General features: G+C 62.8%; 14 protein-coding genes and 1 other RNA gene. 1 reads left to right on the top strand and 14 read right to left on the bottom strand.

Annotated features, from left to right (window positions below; translation table 11 throughout):
* Positions 1 to 14: 14 nt before the first annotated feature.
* From FKM97_RS13305 to FKM97_RS13255, 11 genes are all read right to left on the bottom strand, one after another.
* Entirely contained in the window at positions 15 to 1,748 is a 1,734-nt protein-coding gene (locus FKM97_RS13305) for a peptidoglycan D,D-transpeptidase FtsI family protein (RefSeq protein ID WP_144292891.1), read from the bottom strand.
* Positions 1,748 to 2,098, bottom strand: a complete 351-nt coding sequence (ftsL, locus tag FKM97_RS13300; protein WP_144292890.1) for a cell division protein FtsL — start codon at positions 2,096 to 2,098, stop codon at positions 1,748 to 1,750. The genes FKM97_RS13305 and ftsL overlap by 1 nt, the downstream gene beginning before the upstream one ends.
* Positions 2,092 to 3,114, bottom strand: coding sequence for a 16S rRNA (cytosine(1402)-N(4))-methyltransferase RsmH (rsmH, locus tag FKM97_RS13295; protein ID WP_144292889.1), 1,023 nt, complete (start codon positions 3,112 to 3,114; stop codon positions 2,092 to 2,094). Before rsmH ends, ftsL begins: the two co-directional genes overlap by 7 nt.
* A gap of 223 nt (positions 3,115 to 3,337) precedes the next feature.
* Positions 3,338 to 3,829 (bottom strand): hypothetical protein, encoded by a 492-nt coding sequence (locus FKM97_RS13290; protein ID WP_144292888.1) that lies wholly within the window; start codon positions 3,827 to 3,829, stop codon positions 3,338 to 3,340.
* Positions 3,830 to 3,921: 92 nt separating this feature from the next.
* Entirely contained in the window at positions 3,922 to 4,185 is a 264-nt protein-coding gene (locus FKM97_RS13285) for a hypothetical protein (RefSeq protein WP_144292887.1), read from the bottom strand.
* A 122-nt stretch (positions 4,186 to 4,307) separates the two neighbouring features.
* Positions 4,308 to 4,705, bottom strand: an RNA gene (gene rnpB, locus FKM97_RS13280) — RNase P RNA component class A.
* Positions 4,706 to 4,740: 35 nt separating this feature from the next.
* The gene (locus FKM97_RS13275; protein ID WP_246105067.1) at positions 4,741 to 5,466 is read right to left on the bottom strand and encodes an N-acetylmuramoyl-L-alanine amidase; all 726 of its coding nucleotides are present in this window, start codon (positions 5,464 to 5,466) and stop codon (positions 4,741 to 4,743) included.
* A 26-nt stretch (positions 5,467 to 5,492) separates the two neighbouring features.
* A complete protein-coding gene (locus FKM97_RS13270; protein ID WP_144292886.1) occupies positions 5,493 to 5,846 on the bottom strand; it encodes a hypothetical protein in 354 nt (117 codons plus the stop codon).
* A gap of 127 nt (positions 5,847 to 5,973) precedes the next feature.
* Entirely contained in the window at positions 5,974 to 8,376 is a 2,403-nt protein-coding gene (gene clpA / locus FKM97_RS13265) for an ATP-dependent Clp protease ATP-binding subunit ClpA (protein WP_144292885.1), read from the bottom strand.
* 8 nt (positions 8,377 to 8,384) lie between these two features.
* Entirely contained in the window at positions 8,385 to 8,711 is a 327-nt protein-coding gene (gene clpS / locus FKM97_RS13260) for an ATP-dependent Clp protease adapter ClpS (RefSeq protein WP_144293055.1), read from the bottom strand.
* Between the two features lie 236 nt (positions 8,712 to 8,947).
* Positions 8,948 to 9,298: a phasin family protein gene (locus FKM97_RS13255; protein WP_144292884.1), complete on the bottom strand. Its 351-nt coding sequence runs from the start codon at positions 9,296 to 9,298 to the stop codon at positions 8,948 to 8,950.
* A 362-nt stretch (positions 9,299 to 9,660) separates the two neighbouring features.
* Here FKM97_RS13255 and FKM97_RS13250 point away from each other — a divergent pair, with 362 nt between their 5' ends.
* Positions 9,661 to 11,013, top strand: a complete 1,353-nt coding sequence (locus FKM97_RS13250) for a serine hydrolase (RefSeq protein WP_144292883.1) — start codon at positions 9,661 to 9,663, stop codon at positions 11,011 to 11,013.
* Between the two features lie 3 nt (positions 11,014 to 11,016).
* On the opposite strand, the gene FKM97_RS13245 is transcribed toward FKM97_RS13250, so the two are convergent.
* The 3 genes from FKM97_RS13245 to mfd form a co-directional block, all read right to left on the bottom strand.
* Entirely contained in the window at positions 11,017 to 11,727 is a 711-nt protein-coding gene (locus tag FKM97_RS13245; protein WP_144292882.1) for a DnaJ domain-containing protein, read from the bottom strand.
* A gap of 10 nt (positions 11,728 to 11,737) precedes the next feature.
* The gene (locus FKM97_RS13240; protein ID WP_144292881.1) at positions 11,738 to 12,460 is read right to left on the bottom strand and encodes a VWA domain-containing protein; all 723 of its coding nucleotides are present in this window, start codon (positions 12,458 to 12,460) and stop codon (positions 11,738 to 11,740) included.
* A 96-nt stretch (positions 12,461 to 12,556) separates the two neighbouring features.
* On the bottom strand, positions 12,557 to 16,078 hold the full coding sequence (mfd, locus tag FKM97_RS13235; protein ID WP_144292880.1) for a transcription-repair coupling factor: 3,522 nt from the start codon (positions 16,076 to 16,078) through the stop codon (positions 12,557 to 12,559).
* Between the last annotated feature and the right edge of the window lie 6 nt (positions 16,079 to 16,084).

The following is a 16,084-nucleotide window of genomic DNA, read 5'->3' as shown; positions in this document are numbered from 1 at the left end:
CGATCCTGGCTCGTTCACTGCAGCAGACTGGCGGCGATGGCGACGCCCTTCGTCGTGCCATCGTCGAACTTCGGTAACACTCCCAGCAGAGGCGCGATTCGCTCGATGATCTTGCCTCCCGTCGGCACCGCATTCCATCCCGATGTTCTGAAGCCATATGTCTCTTTCAAGGCATTCGGCTCATCCAACAGGACAAATACCAGATATTGCGGCTTTTCCATGGGAAAGCCGGCGATGAAGTTCGTGACGTTCTTGCCCTTGCTGTACTGGCCGTTCACGACCTTTTCCGCCGAACCGGTCTTGCCGCCGACCCGATAACCCTTCACATCCGCCTTCTTCGCACTGCCGATCTGGCCGTTCAAGCGCAGCAGATAGCGCATCTTGTCGGAGGTCTCAGGCTTGATCACCTGCTCGCCCAGCCCGGCCATCAGCTCCGGATCGCGCTTGAGGAATGTCGGCGGTATGAGCTTGCCGCCATTCATGAAGGCTGCCACGGCGGACAGAAGCTGCAGGGGCGCCACGGACATGCCGTGACCGAAGGCGATGGTGGCCGTGGAGATCTTGCCCCACCGCGCCGGCACCAACGGTGCTGCGGATTCGGGGATTTCGGTGCGCATCCGGCCGAAGAAGCCCAGCTTTCTCAGGAATGCCTGATGTTTCTCGATGCCCTGGTCGAGGGCCATGCGGGCGGTGCCGATATTCGAGGAATAGGTGAACACTTCGGGCAGGCTCAGCACCCGGTTCTCGGCGCGAAAGTCGCCGATGCGGCTGCGGCCGATCACCAGGGCGCCGCGGGCGTCCCAGCGGGACTGCATGCTGACGCCGGCATCCAGGCACATGGCGAAGGTGACGGTCTTGAAGGTGGAGCCCATCTCATAGACGGCTGTGGTCAGGCGGTTGATGCGATCCTTCTGCAAGGCCTCAACGGGATCATTGGGGTTGAAGTCCGGGATCGAAGACATGGCGAGGATCTCGCCCGTGTTCACGTCCATGACCACGCCGGCGGCCGCGACGGCGCTAAATTTTTCCTTGGCCTTCTGCAGCTCCTCGGTCATGGCATGCTGGACACGAACGTCCAGGGCCAGGGTGACAGGGCCCGCTTTTGCCTCGAGCGGATCAGCCAAAGAGGCAACGAGCAACTGCCCCTGATCGTCGAGATAGCGCTCCATGCCGGCAATGCCCCGGCTGTCGATGTCGACGAAGCCGACGAGATGGCCGGCCAGGCGGCCCTTGGGATAGATGCGCTGACGCTCCCAGCGAAAGCCGATCCCGGGAATGCCGAGATTGTGGATGATCGCCTGTTCGTCGGGACTGATCTGACGCGCGAGCCAGGTGAAGGCGCGGTTGCGATCCGACAATTTGCGCCGCACCTCATCGGCCTTCAGGCGCGGGAGGTTCGCCGTGAGCTGCTCGACGGCCTCGTCGATGTCGATGATCTTGCGCGGATCGGCAAAGAGGGAGGCAACCTGAATATCGGTCGCAACGAGTTCGCCATTACGGTCAACGATCTCGGGCCGCGGGATCTTGTCATCGGCTTCCTGCGCCAGGTCGACCGGCCGGGGCGTCCCGATCGTCAACTGTCCCAAACGAACTCCCACGGCGGAAAACGCAATGAGAAAAAAGAGGATGATCAGGCGCGCACGCTTGTGCCCCTTCAGCTGCATGCCGAAGGTTGCCTGCGACATCTTTCGACTGGCGATCTGTTGAATGGGCGCGTAACCGCCGCCTTCCTCACTCACACGCATCATTATTCCAATCCATCGAGCAGGTTGGCGATCGGATCGCCATCAACATCGGGCTTACGGAACCGATCATATTCGGGGATCGCCGTCGCTAGATCCTGAGCCGCGATGATCTGCGGCGGCTGCAGCGGCGCCATGGTCAGGTGCTTGGCGGCGAGTTCCTGAATCCGTTGCGGTCGCGTGAGATGCGCCCATTCGCCGCGCAGGAGCCTGATCGCCTCATACTCGCCGGTGATCTGTCGCTTCAGGGTCGAGATCTGGTTCTCGGCCACACGGGCATCGTATTCGAGGCGGTAGAGCCAGAAGGCCAGTCCCATGAGGGCAACCACCAGGATGCCGTTCAGAATTCTCAGCATGACAGGGCCTCGCGATCGATGGCCTTCATGCCCAGCCGCTCGGCATCGAGCGGAATGGCATCGGCAGATGTGCGGCATCCGGCCCGAAGCTTTGCGGAGCGGGCGCGAGGATTATCGCGCGCTTCGGCCTCTGAGGCGGAGATCACACCTCTGCCAATCGCCTCGAAGCTCGGCGCGACATGATCCTCCTCGGGCGCATGACGGGAGGTGCGCGGAGAGCGGCCCGTGCGGTCGGCGAAAAAACGCTTCACGATCCGATCCTCAAGGGAGTGGAAGGAGACCACGGCGAGACGTCCGCCCGGACGCAAAAGTCGTTCAGCTGCCCCCAAGCCGCGGGCAAGCTCACCGAGCTCGTCATTGACGAAGATTCTCAAAGCCTGGAAGGTGCGGGTCGCCGGATGGATCCGATCCTGAGGCCGGCGTCCCCCCAAGGCGCGCTCCACGATTTCGGCCAACTGGACCGTGCGGGCGATCGGCTCGATCGAACGCGCCTTGACGATGGCCCGCGCTATAGGCCGAGACTTGCGTTCTTCACCGTAGGTAAAGATCACATTCGCCAGTGCCGTCTCGGAGAACTCGGCCACCACATCCGCGGCGCTCATGCCCTCGCCGCCCATGCGCATGTCGAGGGGGCCATCCTGCATGAAGGAAAACCCCCGCTCGGCTTGGTCGAGCTGCATGGAGGACACGCCGACATCGAGAGTGACGCCATCGACCGAGGACACTCCCAGAGCGGAGACCAGCTCCGCCATTTCTGCAAAGCGCCCGGGAAGGAGAGACAACCGTCCCGGATATTTCTCCAGCAGAGGCTGACCAGCCGCGATGGCCGTGGGATCGCGGTCTATGGCAATGACCGTGGTGCCCTCCACTTCCAGCAAAGCGCGACTGTAGCCGCCAGCGCCGAAGGTCCCGTCGATGAAGATTTCCGAAGCTTTCGGCGCAAGCGCTGCCATCACCTCGGCGAGGAGGACCGGCACATGGCCGCTCGGCATCTGCTCCTTATGAAAGGCAGGCATTCAAGCTACTCGACACCACGTCAGATACGCCACCGCGAAAGGCCATGGGAGGGCCCATTAATCGATGGTTAGCACTGTGCGCAGAACAGGCTTAACAATCGGTTGCGATGGTGGGGGGCAGCGAGCGACTTCGGGCAAACAGGATCGGTGTGGCATCCTTGCCGCAGCGGATCAGGATAGGGCGGTGCGAGCGAAGAGCAGTCTCCGCTCGCCGGCTTGTGGTCTACTTGTTCTCGATGGTCTTGCAGTCGCCGAACCCCGTCAGCACGGCGTGGTGGGAGGCCACGGTAAAGGTCATGGAAGGGTCTTTGCGGGAGGCGTGGATCATCCAGCCGACCTGCCCGTCGATCCCTTGAACCGTCATGTAATACTCGGTCTGGCTGTAGAGCTGGATGTCCGAGACATGCGGCAGGCCGTCAGTATTCACGCCCGCGATGAGACGGTGCTCTGGATCCACCAGCACCTTTGCCGGCAGGGGCACGTCGCCAAAGGACTGGGCGTCCTTGCAGCCACTTTCGACCTTGCAGGACATGACCTTGGTGACGGTGCAATTCAGAGGCTTCAACGCCTCCAGGGTCTCAGGCGACATGCCGGGCATGCCGGGCATGCCCTGCTGGGCCGGTGGCATTGGAGGCGTGGGGGGCGTTGCCGTCTGCGCCAAGGCCGCGCCCGTGCAGAGTCCCGTGACGAGGCCCGCCGCCAAGATCGTCTTCACTCTCATTTGTCCATATTCCCTCTTGAGTTCCAGACGCTTGCGCCAGGAACATGAATCAGAATCACAGCCGGTCATCGGCCGATGACGAACCCTCAATAGCGCGGCGGGTAATAGACGGGGCCGCAAGGCGGGTAAGGATAGTAACCGCAGGCGGGGCCGTAATAGGCGCGGGGTGCAACATAGACCCGCGGCGTCGTGGCCGCGACGGCTGCTCCGGCGACGACGGCGCCTGCCACCATGCCCCCGACGAAAGCGGCTCCATTATGCCAATGGGCCTGCGCTGCAGGCGGAGCGGCGACACCCGCTGCGATGGCTGCACCCAATGCCGCGACGACGGCTAATTTCTTGATGATCATGGCTCCTGCCTCGAATCAGATTGACACCCCAATGTCTCAGGAGAGCGCCTGAGGCCGCCGGGTGGTAGCGAAGCGCTAGTGTACATCAGCAGCGTGTCGGCGGACCAGCCGTGATCAGATAAAACGCCAGTCGGCCTGTAAGCCGGGTTCTGTCCACAAGGCGAAGCTTGCTGGATGACCATTCATCTGGGATGTGCGTCGCCGCACACCTCGCGCGACCTACCCGGGCGACGGTCTGAAGACACGACCTGGCCGGATCGCGAGATCCGTCCGCGCCGCCCCTATTCGGTCTTGCTCCCGGTGGGGTTTACCATGCCGCTGCCGTTGCCGGCCGCGCGGTGCGCTCTTACCGCACCCTTTCACCCTTACCTCGGTTGCCCGAGGCGGTTTGCTTTCTGTGGCACTGTCCCTGGGGTCACCCCCGCCGGGCGTTACCCGGCACCGCGTCTCTCTGGAGCCCGGACTTTCCTCCCCTACCCGACTTTCGCCATTGGGCAAGGGCGGCCATCCGGCCAACTGGCGTCGGCAGCAGGTATAGGGCGGCATCCCCCGCCGTCAAGGGCCGTGCGTGCGGCGAGCGGCGAGCAGCCTGTGCACGGTGTCGATCGTCGAGGCGTCCGCAAGACCATCGACACGCTCCGGGCGAAAGTGCCGCTGGAAGGCCGTGACGATGAGAGTGGTGCGCAGATCATACTGGCCTGTCACTTCAATGCCATAGCCGTACTCGCTCAGAGCCTGCTGCAGGTCGGCCACCTCCTCGCCCGCATCATCTGCCTGGAGGATCGCTCCCTCCGTGATCGGCGCCGGCGGCACCCAATGGCCGATACCGGCCCGATGCAGCCGTTCCCAGGGGAATTTCTCGCCTGGGTCAATCTTCCGCTCCGGGGCAACATCGGAATGGGCGAGAACGCCTTCGGGTGGAATAGGATGGCGGGCGACAATGGCAGAGCAGAGGTCAATGACGGCCCGCATCTGAATGTCTGGAAAATCAGGGTAGCCGCGTTCATGACCGGGATTGTGGATCTCGATTCCGATGGACCGAGAGTTGATGTCGCTGGCCCCTGCCCAATAGGAAACGCCCGCATGCCATGCGCGTTTTTCCTCTGGCACCAGGCGGGTGACGACGCCGTGCTCGTCGACCAGGTAATGCGAGGAGACCTCGGAACGCTCATCACACATCCAGCGGCAGGCCGTCAGAGCATCCTTCATGCCGGTATAGTGAAGCAGCAGAATCTCGACGCGCGTGTCAGCCTTGCGCTCACCGAAATTCGGTGATGGCACCTCGCGGATCCGCCTGGCGGACACCGTCACGCGGGATCAGAACGCCGCTTCATGTAGGCCATGACCGACCATTGCGGATCGTCGATCTCCAAGCCCCGCTCCAGGCGCTTCTCGACATGCCAATTGCGCATCGCGAACCACAGCGTGGCCCAGACCCCGGCAAGAAAGAGAATAGAAAACATGCCGAGGGCGATGGTGTCCGGCAGGCCCAAGATACCCTGGAGCGACCAGCAGAGCGCGGCGGCCGTGGCCTCCACCTCGGCAAAGACCAGCGTTGCGACACCGATCGTGGAAATCCAGCGGATGGCGGGGCCACCCAAATGGGCGGCGGCCGCACTGGCCTGAGAATTGAGATCCGAACGATTCGTCGTTGTCGCCATCACATGTGTCCCTGGCAAAAGTTCTGAGGCAGGAATGAAACAGCTCAGGCAAAAAGTAAAGCGCGCCACCGTCGCGTCGGCTCGCGACACCCTCCATGAAAGAGGGGGCCCGCGGCCCCCTCTCGTCTCAATCCGTCAATTCCGGCACAAGCGGCTTGCTGCCGCCCCCACTCGAACCCGGTTTGGGTTTGCGCTTCGACGTCCCCTTGCCCTTGCCCGATTTGGGCTCCGGCGGCACGGCGATCTCCTGCTCGCGGGAGAGATATTCGAAGCCGAGCGCCTTCTTGCCGGCATCGTCCTGCAAGGTCACGCGAACGGTGCCTCCGCCGGTGAGCTTGCCGAACAGCACCTCGTCCGCCAAGGGCTGCTTGATGTGCTGCTGAATGACGCGGGCCAGAGGCCGCGCGCCGTAGAGCTCGTCATAGCCTTCCTTGGCGAGCCAATCGGCGGCTTCCGACGACAGCTCGATATTGACCTGACGGTCGGCAAGCTGAGCCTCGAGCTGGAGCACGAATTTCTCGACCACTTGGCGAACCACCTCAGCGGGGAGATTGCCGAAGGCAATAACCGCGTCGAGACGATTACGGAACTCGGGCGAGAACATGCGGTTGATGGCCTCGGAATCCTCGCCTTCCCGCTTGTCGCGGGTGAAGCCGATCGGTGCCCTGGCCAGGTCCTGGGCGCCGGCGTTCGTGGTCATGATCAGGATCACATTGCGGAAGTCGACCGACTTGCCATTGTGATCGGTGAGCTTGCCGTGATCCATGACCTGCAAGAGGATGTTGAACAGGTCAGGGTGAGCCTTCTCGATCTCGTCGAGGAGGAGCACCGTGTGCGGATGCTGGTCGATGCCATCGGTCAGCAAACCGCCCTGATCGAAGCCGACATAGCCGGGAGGGGCACCGATCAGCCGCGAGACCGAGTGGCGCTCCATATATTCCGACATGTCGAAGCGCAGCAGGTTGACACCCATCAAACTCGCGAGCTGCTTGGCGACCTCGGTCTTGCCGACACCGGTCGGGCCTGAGAACAGATAGCAGCCGATGGGCTTCTCCGGCTCGCGCAGACCGGCGCGGGACAGCTTGATGGCGGAGGCCAGTGCCTGGATCGCCGCATCCTGGCCGAAGACGACCCGCTTCAAGTCCTCGGCGAGGTCTTTCAACAGCACCGCGTCATCCTTGGAGACGGTTTTCGGCGGGATGCGCGCCATCTTGGCGATGGTCTCCTCGACCTCCTTGACGCCGATGGTGCGCTTGCGCTTGCTCTCGGGGAGAAGCATCTGCGAGGCGCCGGTCTCGTCGATCACGTCGATGGCCTTGTCGGGCAGCTTCCTGTCATTGATGTAGCGCGCTGACAGCTCGACTGCAGTGCGCACCGCCTCCGCCGTGTAACGGACCCCGTGGAACTCCTCGAAATAAGGCTTGAGGCCTTTGAGGATCTTCACTGCATCCTCGACGGTAGGCTCGCTCACATCGATCTTCTGGAAGCGCCGGACGAGCGCCCGATCCTTCTCGAAATGCTGACGGTATTCCTTGTAGGTGGTCGACCCCATGCAGCGCAACGCGCCGCCGGCCAATGCCGGTTTCAACAGGTTGGAGGCATCCATCGCCCCACCGGACGTGGCCCCCGCACCGATCACGGTGTGGATCTCGTCGATGAACATGATGGCGCCTGGATAGCGCTCGATCTCCTTGATCACCGCCTTGATGCGCTCCTCGAAGTCGCCGCGATAGCGGGTGCCGGCGAGAAGCGTGCCCATGTCGAGCTGGAAGATCGTGCAGGACTTGAGGACCTCGGGCACGTCATTGTTGACGATCTTGCGCGCGAGCCCCTCGGCGATGGCCGTCTTGCCCACGCCGGGATCACCGACGAAGAGCGGATTGTTCTTCTGACGCCGACAGAGGACCTGGATGGTCCGGCGGACCTCCTCGTCCCGGCCGATCAGCGGATCGATACGCCCCTCCTCCGCCTTGCGGTTGAGATTGACGCAGTAGGCTTCAAGCGCGTCATTGCCGCCCTTCACGTTGGCCTCACCTTCGTCCGCCTGCTCCTGCTCGGCACCCCGGACCGCCCGAGGCTCCGACAGGCCCGGCCGCTTGCCGATCCCATGCGAAATATAATTGACCGCGTCGTAGCGGGTCATATCCTGCTCCTGCAGGAAGAACGCCGCGTGGCTCTCGCGTTCCGCAAAAATCGCCACCAAAACGTTCGCGCCGGTCACCTCTTCGCGACCGGAGGACTGAACGTGAATGACGGCGCGCTGGATGACGCGCTGGAAACCCGCCGTGGGCTTGGACTCAACACCGTGATCAACCACGAGGTTGGCAAGCTCGGTATCGATGTAACTCTCCAGATTGCGACGAAGCAGATCAAGATCGACATTGCAGGCCCGCATGACCGCAGCCGAGTCCTTGTCGTCGACCAGCGCGAGCAAGAGATGCTCGAGGGTCGCGTATTCGTGATGCCGTTCGTTGGCAAGCGCCAGGGCCCGATGAAGGGCCTGTTCGAGGCTGCGTGAAAAACTAGGCACGGGGCCGATCACTCCTTTTCCATCGTACACTGTAAGGGGTGCTGATGCTGACGTGCAAACTCCATGACCTGTGTCACTTTCGTCTCCGCCACTTCATAGGTGTAGACCCCGCAGATGCCGACGCCCTTCTGATGAACGTGAAGCATGATCCGCGTGGCGTCTTCGCGCCCCTTACTGAAAAACCGTTCAAGTACGTGAACAACAAACTCCATCGGCGTGTAATCATCGTTCAGAAGCAGCACCTTGTACATGCTGGGCTTCTTGGTCCGCGTTCGCGTCCGCGTGACCACGCCACTTTGGCCGTCTTCTCGATTGCCGTTGTTTCCATTCGCCATAAAGGTCGTAGCCACCAAGACTTGCATGAGAGCGATCGGACGGCGCCCCGCCGCCGGAAGGGTCTCCGATGCCGGGCGATCACCGTTCGCTGAAATTATATATGAGTTCGTCGGCGGATTGCGAGGAGGGAAAGTCGGGATCGGGCTCACCGACACATAAAAAGCCCGGCACGTCGTCCGTACCGGGCTGTCAGATCTCCGCGGCGCGCGCCGCGGGTCAGGCTAGAAAGCGATGATCAGCGACCGATCTTACCGCCGAAGAGGCTCGCCTTGCCTTCGAAGGCGCTATAGCAATCGCGCGCGGCAGACATGTACATTTCGCCGAGCTTGTTCACCTGGCCGACGTAAGACTCGAAAGCCTCGCGAGCGAAGTTCTGCTGAGCTTCAAACATCTTCTCAGGGGTCTTCGCCGACATCACCTTGTCGATCGCCTGGGCCCCATGCTCGAAGGCCTTCACAGAGAAATCGGCACATTCGGCCGCAATCGTCTGCATGCCCTTCGTCATTGCCGTCGCGCTGGCAATGGATGCCTCGAGGTTTTCCTTGCCAAACGCCTGGATCTCGTCAACGCCATTGATCATGTTCATTATAACACTCCATCCCTTTTCAGTGGTGCCGAAGAAGCCAGGTGCGGTGGCTCCATTACTCTCGGCCTTGGGGTTTAATATATGCAGCGCACAAAAAGGGTCAAGAGATTTTTTGTGCGGTGCACAAAAAGAACGCCGAGGGCCCCATTCACGATTTGGTAATCCGACATCGAGATGATCACGGCGGCTGCGGCCGAAGGTTGCGGACCCAAAGATGGCATTCCGGCGTCAGTTCTGCGGCCTTGATAGACAAGCGTATGGCGAATCAGTAGCAGTTTACGAAACGTTTTTTCCGCAGTCCGAGTTGACTAACACGGCCGTGTTGTTCACTTTGTAGGCGCTTTTGGGCGGGTCTGGTGAGAATGAAGTTTGTTTTTTCGTGCGCGTCTCTGCGCTGCAGGGGACTGTCAGTTCCGATTTTCGTCGTCGCGCTGCTTGCAGCGTTCGCCGGACTGGTGTCGGTAGAGCCTGCGACAGCAGCGGAAAAATATGCGGCCATCGCCGTTGATGCGGCCACCGGCGAAGTGATCTACTCCCGCAATCCGGACGACCTGCGGTATCCCGCCTCGATCACGAAAGTGATGACGATCTACATTCTGTTCCAGGAGCTGCGTGCCGGTCGGATGACACTGAAGACACCGATCGTCATGACAAAGCATGCCGCCTCCATGTCGCCATCGAAGCTCGGCATCGCCCCGGGACGGTCCATCACCGCGGATGAGGCCATCCGCGTCCTCGTGACCAAATCCGCCAATGACGTGGCCGTGGCCGTCGGCGAAACCATCAGCGGCAGCGAAACCACTTTCGCAATCCGGATGACAAATACAGCGCGCAGCCTCGGGATGAGCCGCACGACGTTCAAGAATGCGTCAGGCCTGCCGAATTCGGCGCAGATGACCACCGCGAGAGACCTCGCCACGCTCGGCCTGCGCATCCAGCGGGACTTCCCGGACTATTATAAATATTTCTCGATCTCGAGCGCCACGGTGGCCGGCAAGACTTTCCGCTCGCATAACAAGCTGATCGGGAAATATCGCGGCACGAACGGCATCAAGACCGGCTTCATCAATGCCTCCGGCTTCAATCTCATCGCGTCGGTCAAACGCGACGGCAAGCATCTCGTCGGCGTCGTGATGGGGGGAAGCACGGGTCCTGCGCGCGACAAGCAGATGAAGGCGATGCTTGATTCGCTCTTCCCGAAAGTCGCGGCGCGGCGGAGCTACACGATCGCCGCCTATGCCGGCGCGATCCCGCCTGCGATCAAGGCTTCAATCGCTGCGGCGCCGATCATCGACTCCCGGGATGATGAGCGGCCCGTCCAGGTCGCCGCGACATCTACCCCCGCCGTCACCAGCGATGCGACTGCGCCGCTGACGATCGCCGCTCTCGCTGAGAGCGCCAGCGCCTCGCCCACGACCACTCAGAGCATCGCTGCGCCCGAGACCCAAGCTCCGACGCGGGCGGCCGATGGCAGCTGGCACATTCAAGTCGGCGCCTTCCCCTCCGAGAGCAGCGCCGAGAAGCAGATCGACAAAGTGAAAGCAACCGGCGTCAAAGCCATTGCCGGAAAATCCGGTTTCACCCAGGCCTCAGACGGCGAAAAGAAAGTCTATCGGGCTCGGTTTTCCGGCTTCTCCCAGGAGAGCGCAAAAGCCACCTGCAAAGCTCTGTCGCGGAAGTCCATCGACTGCTTGGCTCTGTCGCCCCAGGGCTGAGGCTCAGCGCTTTCCGAGAAGCACATCCTTGGCCTGATTGATCATGGCGGCAAAGGCCACGGAGCCGCCGGCATCGGGGTGGAACTTCTTCATCAGGCGCCGATGCGCATTCTTCACGTCCCTCTCGGAGGCACCGGTCTCCAGCTCCAGGATGCGGAAGGCCTCCTCGCGCGACATGGCCGAACTCGACGGCGGAGAGGCGGGGCCACGGCCCGTGGCCTCGCGCCAGCCATCGCGCATGCGGTCGAGATAGGCCTCCAAAAGCACACGACTCTGATCCGGGATCGCGGCGCACTCGGTCAAGAGCTGCTGAAGATCAGACAAGGTCAAGGCCGACAATTGGCGGTCGGCGAAGCGTCCACCCAGCACTTTGCCGTCCATGGCCCCGGTATCATGGTCGAGTTCCATGGCGAGACGGCTGGTGCGGACAGTCGAACGCTGGCCAGGGGCCCGCGTCCCGGCCCGCGAGAAGCCACCGGGACCCTTGGATACGAGATTCATCTCGCGCCCGAGCATCCCCAGGCCGAAGGCGATCAAGGGTGCGCCAAAAGCAATGCCGCCGCGCAGAGAGAGGATCGTACCAAAAAGGGCGATGACTGCGCCGGCGCCGCCTCGAACCAGCTTGGCCAGGCGCTTCGGATCTGCCTTGACGTAGTTCCGCGACAGGAAATAGCCGCAGAGCAGGACCAGGCCGATAATGAAGAGCACTTGCATGTCGCGACGCCTACCGCAGCTGCTCGAGCAGACGCGTGGCGTTGCCGCGCCCTCCACGCCCGTAATTCGCCAAGGCCGTCCTGCCGCCCGCCGCATAGACCGCGACAGCGGAGAGCAGGTCGCGGAGCTGATCGGCGGCATTGACGTCGAAGCGGCAATAGGCACCCCGCGTCAGGCGCGCAATCTCCCGGTAGCCGCGCTCGGCATTCGGCTCTCCCCCCTCCTGAAACATGAAAAGAGGAAGACCCAACAAAGCGAGCTCTCCCGCCTGGACGCAGAGGGCGTCGATGTCCTCTTCAAGACAATCACCGACATAGACGGCGGCATGCACCTTTCCGGCCTGGGCCTCCATCTTCAAATGGCTGAGAACCTTGCGGATCTGCGTGTGGCCACCCTGGCAGCGGATGCGCGTCATGAGGCGGCCGAGGCTGGCGGGATCGGAGACCCAGCGGCTGGCCATGCACTCGTCCAGACCGCGAAAATAGACCAGCTGCACATCGAGGCCGCCGATCTTGGCGGTCTCGTCGAACATCCTTGCCTGGATCTCCAGGGCTTTGTCCCATGTGGGTTGCCGGCTCATGGTCGCGTCCATGGCAAAGACCAGACGCCCCCTGCCCTCGCCCGTGCGCAATGGCCGAGCCTTCACATCGGCCAAGAAAGCTCCCACATCGCGATCCGTCGAGGGCGCCGTTGGAGCCTTCGACCTCGTTGCCGGCGTTTGCACCTTACCCATGAAACAGCTCACCCACCTCCCATTGTCGGCCCTCTCTTAGATGGGACCTGCCGGCGAAGCGACAATGAGCGGGACTGCGGCTTTCGGCAAGAGGCGCTAGGCCGCCACAGGCTTTGCTTCCTCCACGATCCGGACGAGCCGCTTGAGGATCGTACGCACGCCTTTCAGACGCTCCTCCGGCTGATCCATGTCGCGCTTGAAGACGAGCTTCTGATCGGGCCGCAATTTCGCATGCTGACCCTGCTCGTTGATATAGGCGACCAGGCCAATGGGATTGGCGAAGCTGGCGTTGCGGAAGGTCACGACGACGCCTTTCGGACCCGCATCGACGGCAGCCACATTGGCCGCACGACACAGCAATTTGATCGATACCACCTGCAGGAGGTGCTCGACCTCGATGGGCAGAGGGCCGAAGCGGTCGCGCATCTCGGCACCGAAACCCTGGACTTCCTGCTCGACCTCGATGTCGGCGAGGCGGCGGTAGAGACCCATGCGCAAGTCGAGATCGGCGACGTAGTTCTCCGGAATGAGAACGGCGGTGCCGATGTTGATCTGCGGCGACCAGCGATCCTCGGTCTCGACCTCCAAGTCTCCGGACCTGAGGGAGACGACCGCCTCCTCCAGCATCTGCTGGTAGAGTTCGAAGCCGACCTCCTTGATATGGCCGGACTGCTCCTCGCCCAGGAGGTTGCCGGCGCCGCGGATGTCGAGGTCGTGGCTTGCGAGGGTGAAGCCGGCGCCCAGCGTGTCGAGGGATTGCAGGACCTTCAGGCGCCGCTCGGCCATGGGGGTCAGCGGTTTGCCGGCCGGCACCGTGAGCAGCGCATAGGCGCGCTGCTTGGAGCGTCCAATGCGGCCGCGGATCTGGTAGAGCTGAGCAAGGCCGAACATGTCGGAGCGGTGCACGATCAAGGTGTTCGCGGTCGGGATGTCGAGACCACTCTCAACGATGGTCGTCGACAGGAGAATGTCGAACTTCCGATCGTAGAAGGCCGACATGACGTCCTCCAGCTCCGTCGGGGCCATCTGGCCATGGGCCATGGCGAACTTCACCTCGGGCACATGCTCGCGGAGGAACTCACCCATCTCGGCGAGATCGGAGACGCGCGGGCAGACGAAGAAGCTCTGGCCGCCGCGATAATGCTCGCGCAGCAGCGCCTCGCGGATGGTGACCGGATCAAAGGGGGAGATGAAGGTGCGCACGGCCAGCCGGTCGAGGGGTGGCGTGGTGATCAGCGACAGGTCGCGCACCCCGGTCATGGCCAGCTGCAAGGTGCGCGGAATCGGCGTCGCGGTGAGGGTCAGGACATGAACATTGGCGCGCAGCTCCTTCAGCCGCTCCTTGTGCTTGACGCCGAAATGCTGCTCCTCGTCAACGACCAGCAGGCCCAAATCACGGAACTTGATGGTCTTGCTGAGGATGGCATGGGTGCCGATGATCACGTCGACCTGACCCTCCTCCAGCGCTTTCTTGGTCTCGTTGAGATCCTTGCGGGCAACGAGGCGGGAGGCCTGCTCGACGCGCACCGGAAAGCCCCGGAACCGCTCCGAGAAGGTCGCGTAGTGCTGGCGCGCCAGCAGGGTCGTGGGGACGACGACGGCGACCTGCCGTCCGGTCATGGCCGTAACGAAGGCGGCCCGCAGCGCCACCTCGGTCTTGCCGAAACCGACATCGCCGCAGATGAGACGATCCATTGGCCGGCCGCTCTGAAGGTCCTCCAGGGTGGCCGTAATCGCATCCAGCTGCTCGTCGGTCTCGTCATAGGGGAAGCGGGCGCAGAACTCGTCGTAAATGCCCTCAGGCGCGACGATGACCTCGCCATGCTTCAGAAGTCGTGCGGCGGCCGTTTTGATCAGCTGATCGGCGATCTCCTTGACCCGCTGCTTGAGCTTTGCCTTGCGCGCCTGCCAGCCATGGCCGCCAAGCTTATCGAGCTGGACGCCGGCCTCCTCGGAGCCGTAGCGGGAGACAAGCTCGATGTTTTCCACCGGCAGAAACAGCCGGTCGCCGCCGGCATAAGTGAGGAACAGACAATCATGTGGTGCGCCCTGGACCTCAATGGTCTTGAGGCCCTCGAAGCGGCCGATGCCGTGATCGACATGGACGACGAGATCGCCGGGGGAAAGGCTCGACAGCTCGGACAGGAAGTCGCTCGCCTTGCGCTTCTTGCGCGCGCGACGGATCAGGCGGTCGCCCAAAATATCCTGTTCGCCGATGATGGCGAATTCCGGCGTCTCGAAGCCGGTCTCCAGTGCCAGGATCACGACGTTGACGATGGAGCGTTCGCGCGCCTCGACCTCCGGCCAGGTGTCGGTGGTGACCACGGGGGAGATGTGATGCTCGCGCAGGATGGCGGTCAAGCGCTCACGGGATCCCTCGCTCCAGGCGGAGATGATCACGCGCTTGCCGGCACGCCTCAGCTCGCCGACATGGACGTGGAGCGCCTCGAAGACATTGCGCTCCTGCTGGGCCCGCTCGGCGGCGAAGCTGCGGCCCTGGCGCCCGCCGAGCGAGACCACGCGTGCCGCCTGCCCCTCGGGCCTTTCGAAGGGAGAGACGCTCAGGGCCGGCTGCGCGCCCAGAGCGTCGAGCCACTCGGTCTCAGTCAGATAGAGGGCGTTCGGCTCCAACGGCTTATAGGGGGCCGCCCCAAAGGTCGCCTGTTCCAGGGCCTGCTTGCGCGCCTCGTAAAAGTCCTGGATCAATTCCCGACGCGCTGCGACAGATTCATCCACCTGGTGGTCGAGGCTGACGGCGGACCATTTGGCGTAGTCGAAGATCGTCGCGAGGCGGTCGTAGAAGAGAGGAAGCCAGTGCTCCATGCCCTGGTAGCGCTGGCCGGCGCTGATCGCCTCGTAGAGCTGGTCATGAGCGGTCTGGCCGCCAAAAGTCTTCGTATAGCGGGTGCGGAAGCGGGCGATGGTGGTCTCCATCAGCAGCACTTCCGAGGCGGGCTCCAGGACGATCTGCTTCAACTGGCCGACCGAGCGCTGGGTCTTGGCGTCGAAAGACCGGATCGATTCCAACGTGTCGCCGAACAGATCGAGCCGCAGCGGGAGATCGGTGCCGGGCGGGAAGATGTCGATGATGCCGCCGCGGATCGCGTATTCGCCGGGTTCCATGACCGTGCCGGTGCGGCTGAAGCCGTTCTGGGTCAGGAAGGCCTGGAGCTTGGCGATATCGACCACATTGCCAGGGGCCGCCCGAAAGGAGGCACCCGCCAGCGTCGAAGGCTGGGGCACGCGCTGGAGGGCCGCATTTGCCGTGCTCAGCACGATCACGGACCGGGCGCCGAAGCCCTTGGTCAGGGCGACAAGGGTCGAAATCCGCTCGGCGATGGCGCCGGCACTGGGCGAGACCCGGTCATAGGGGAGGCAGTCCCAAGCTGGAAACTTCAGGACCTCGATGTCGGGAGCGAAAAAGGAGAGCTGGTCGGCGAGCTCACTCATCCGCTGATCATCACGGGCCAGATGCAGGACGGGACCGCGCTTTTCGGTCGCCGCCCGGCGGGCGAGATCGCCCAGGACAAGCGCATCGAGCCCCTCGGGCGTGCCGGCGAGAATGGTGCGGCCTGACGTCTCGAAGAGGCCCTGGAGCTGGTCGGTTCGGGTGTTCATGAGAGA

Origin of the sequence: Rhodoligotrophos appendicifer (assembly GCF_007474605.1) — a bacterium.
GTDB classification, from domain to species: Bacteria; Pseudomonadota; Alphaproteobacteria; order Rhizobiales; family Im1; genus Rhodoligotrophos; species Rhodoligotrophos appendicifer.
This window is presented reverse-complemented; position numbering and strand designations above follow the sequence as displayed.

Excerpts from the sequence above, each read along its gene's own strand:
- FKM97_RS13305 (WP_144292891.1), bottom strand. The coding sequence starts at position 1,748 with ATGATGCGTGTGAGTGAGGAAGGCGGCGGTTACGCGCCCATTCAACAG.
- ftsL (WP_144292890.1), bottom strand. The coding sequence starts at position 2,098 with ATGCTGAGAATTCTGAACGGCATCCTGGTGGTTGCCCTCATGGGACTG.
- rsmH (WP_144292889.1), bottom strand. The coding sequence starts at position 3,114 with ATGCCTGCCTTTCATAAGGAGCAGATGCCGAGCGGCCATGTGCCGGTC.
- FKM97_RS13285 (WP_144292887.1), bottom strand. The coding sequence starts at position 4,185 with ATGATCATCAAGAAATTAGCCGTCGTCGCGGCATTGGGTGCAGCCATC.
- FKM97_RS13270 (WP_144292886.1), bottom strand. The coding sequence starts at position 5,846 with ATGGCGACAACGACGAATCGTTCGGATCTCAATTCTCAGGCCAGTGCG.
- clpS (WP_144293055.1), bottom strand. The coding sequence starts at position 8,711 with ATGGCGAATGGAAACAACGGCAATCGAGAAGACGGCCAAAGTGGCGTG.
- FKM97_RS13255 (WP_144292884.1), bottom strand. The coding sequence starts at position 9,298 with ATGAACATGATCAATGGCGTTGACGAGATCCAGGCGTTTGGCAAGGAA.
- FKM97_RS13250 (WP_144292883.1), top strand. The coding sequence starts at position 9,661 with ATGAAGTTTGTTTTTTCGTGCGCGTCTCTGCGCTGCAGGGGACTGTCA.
- FKM97_RS13245 (WP_144292882.1), bottom strand. The coding sequence starts at position 11,727 with ATGCAAGTGCTCTTCATTATCGGCCTGGTCCTGCTCTGCGGCTATTTC.
- FKM97_RS13240 (WP_144292881.1), bottom strand. The coding sequence starts at position 12,460 with ATGGGTAAGGTGCAAACGCCGGCAACGAGGTCGAAGGCTCCAACGGCG.
- mfd (WP_144292880.1), bottom strand. The coding sequence starts at position 16,078 with ATGAACACCCGAACCGACCAGCTCCAGGGCCTCTTCGAGACGTCAGGC.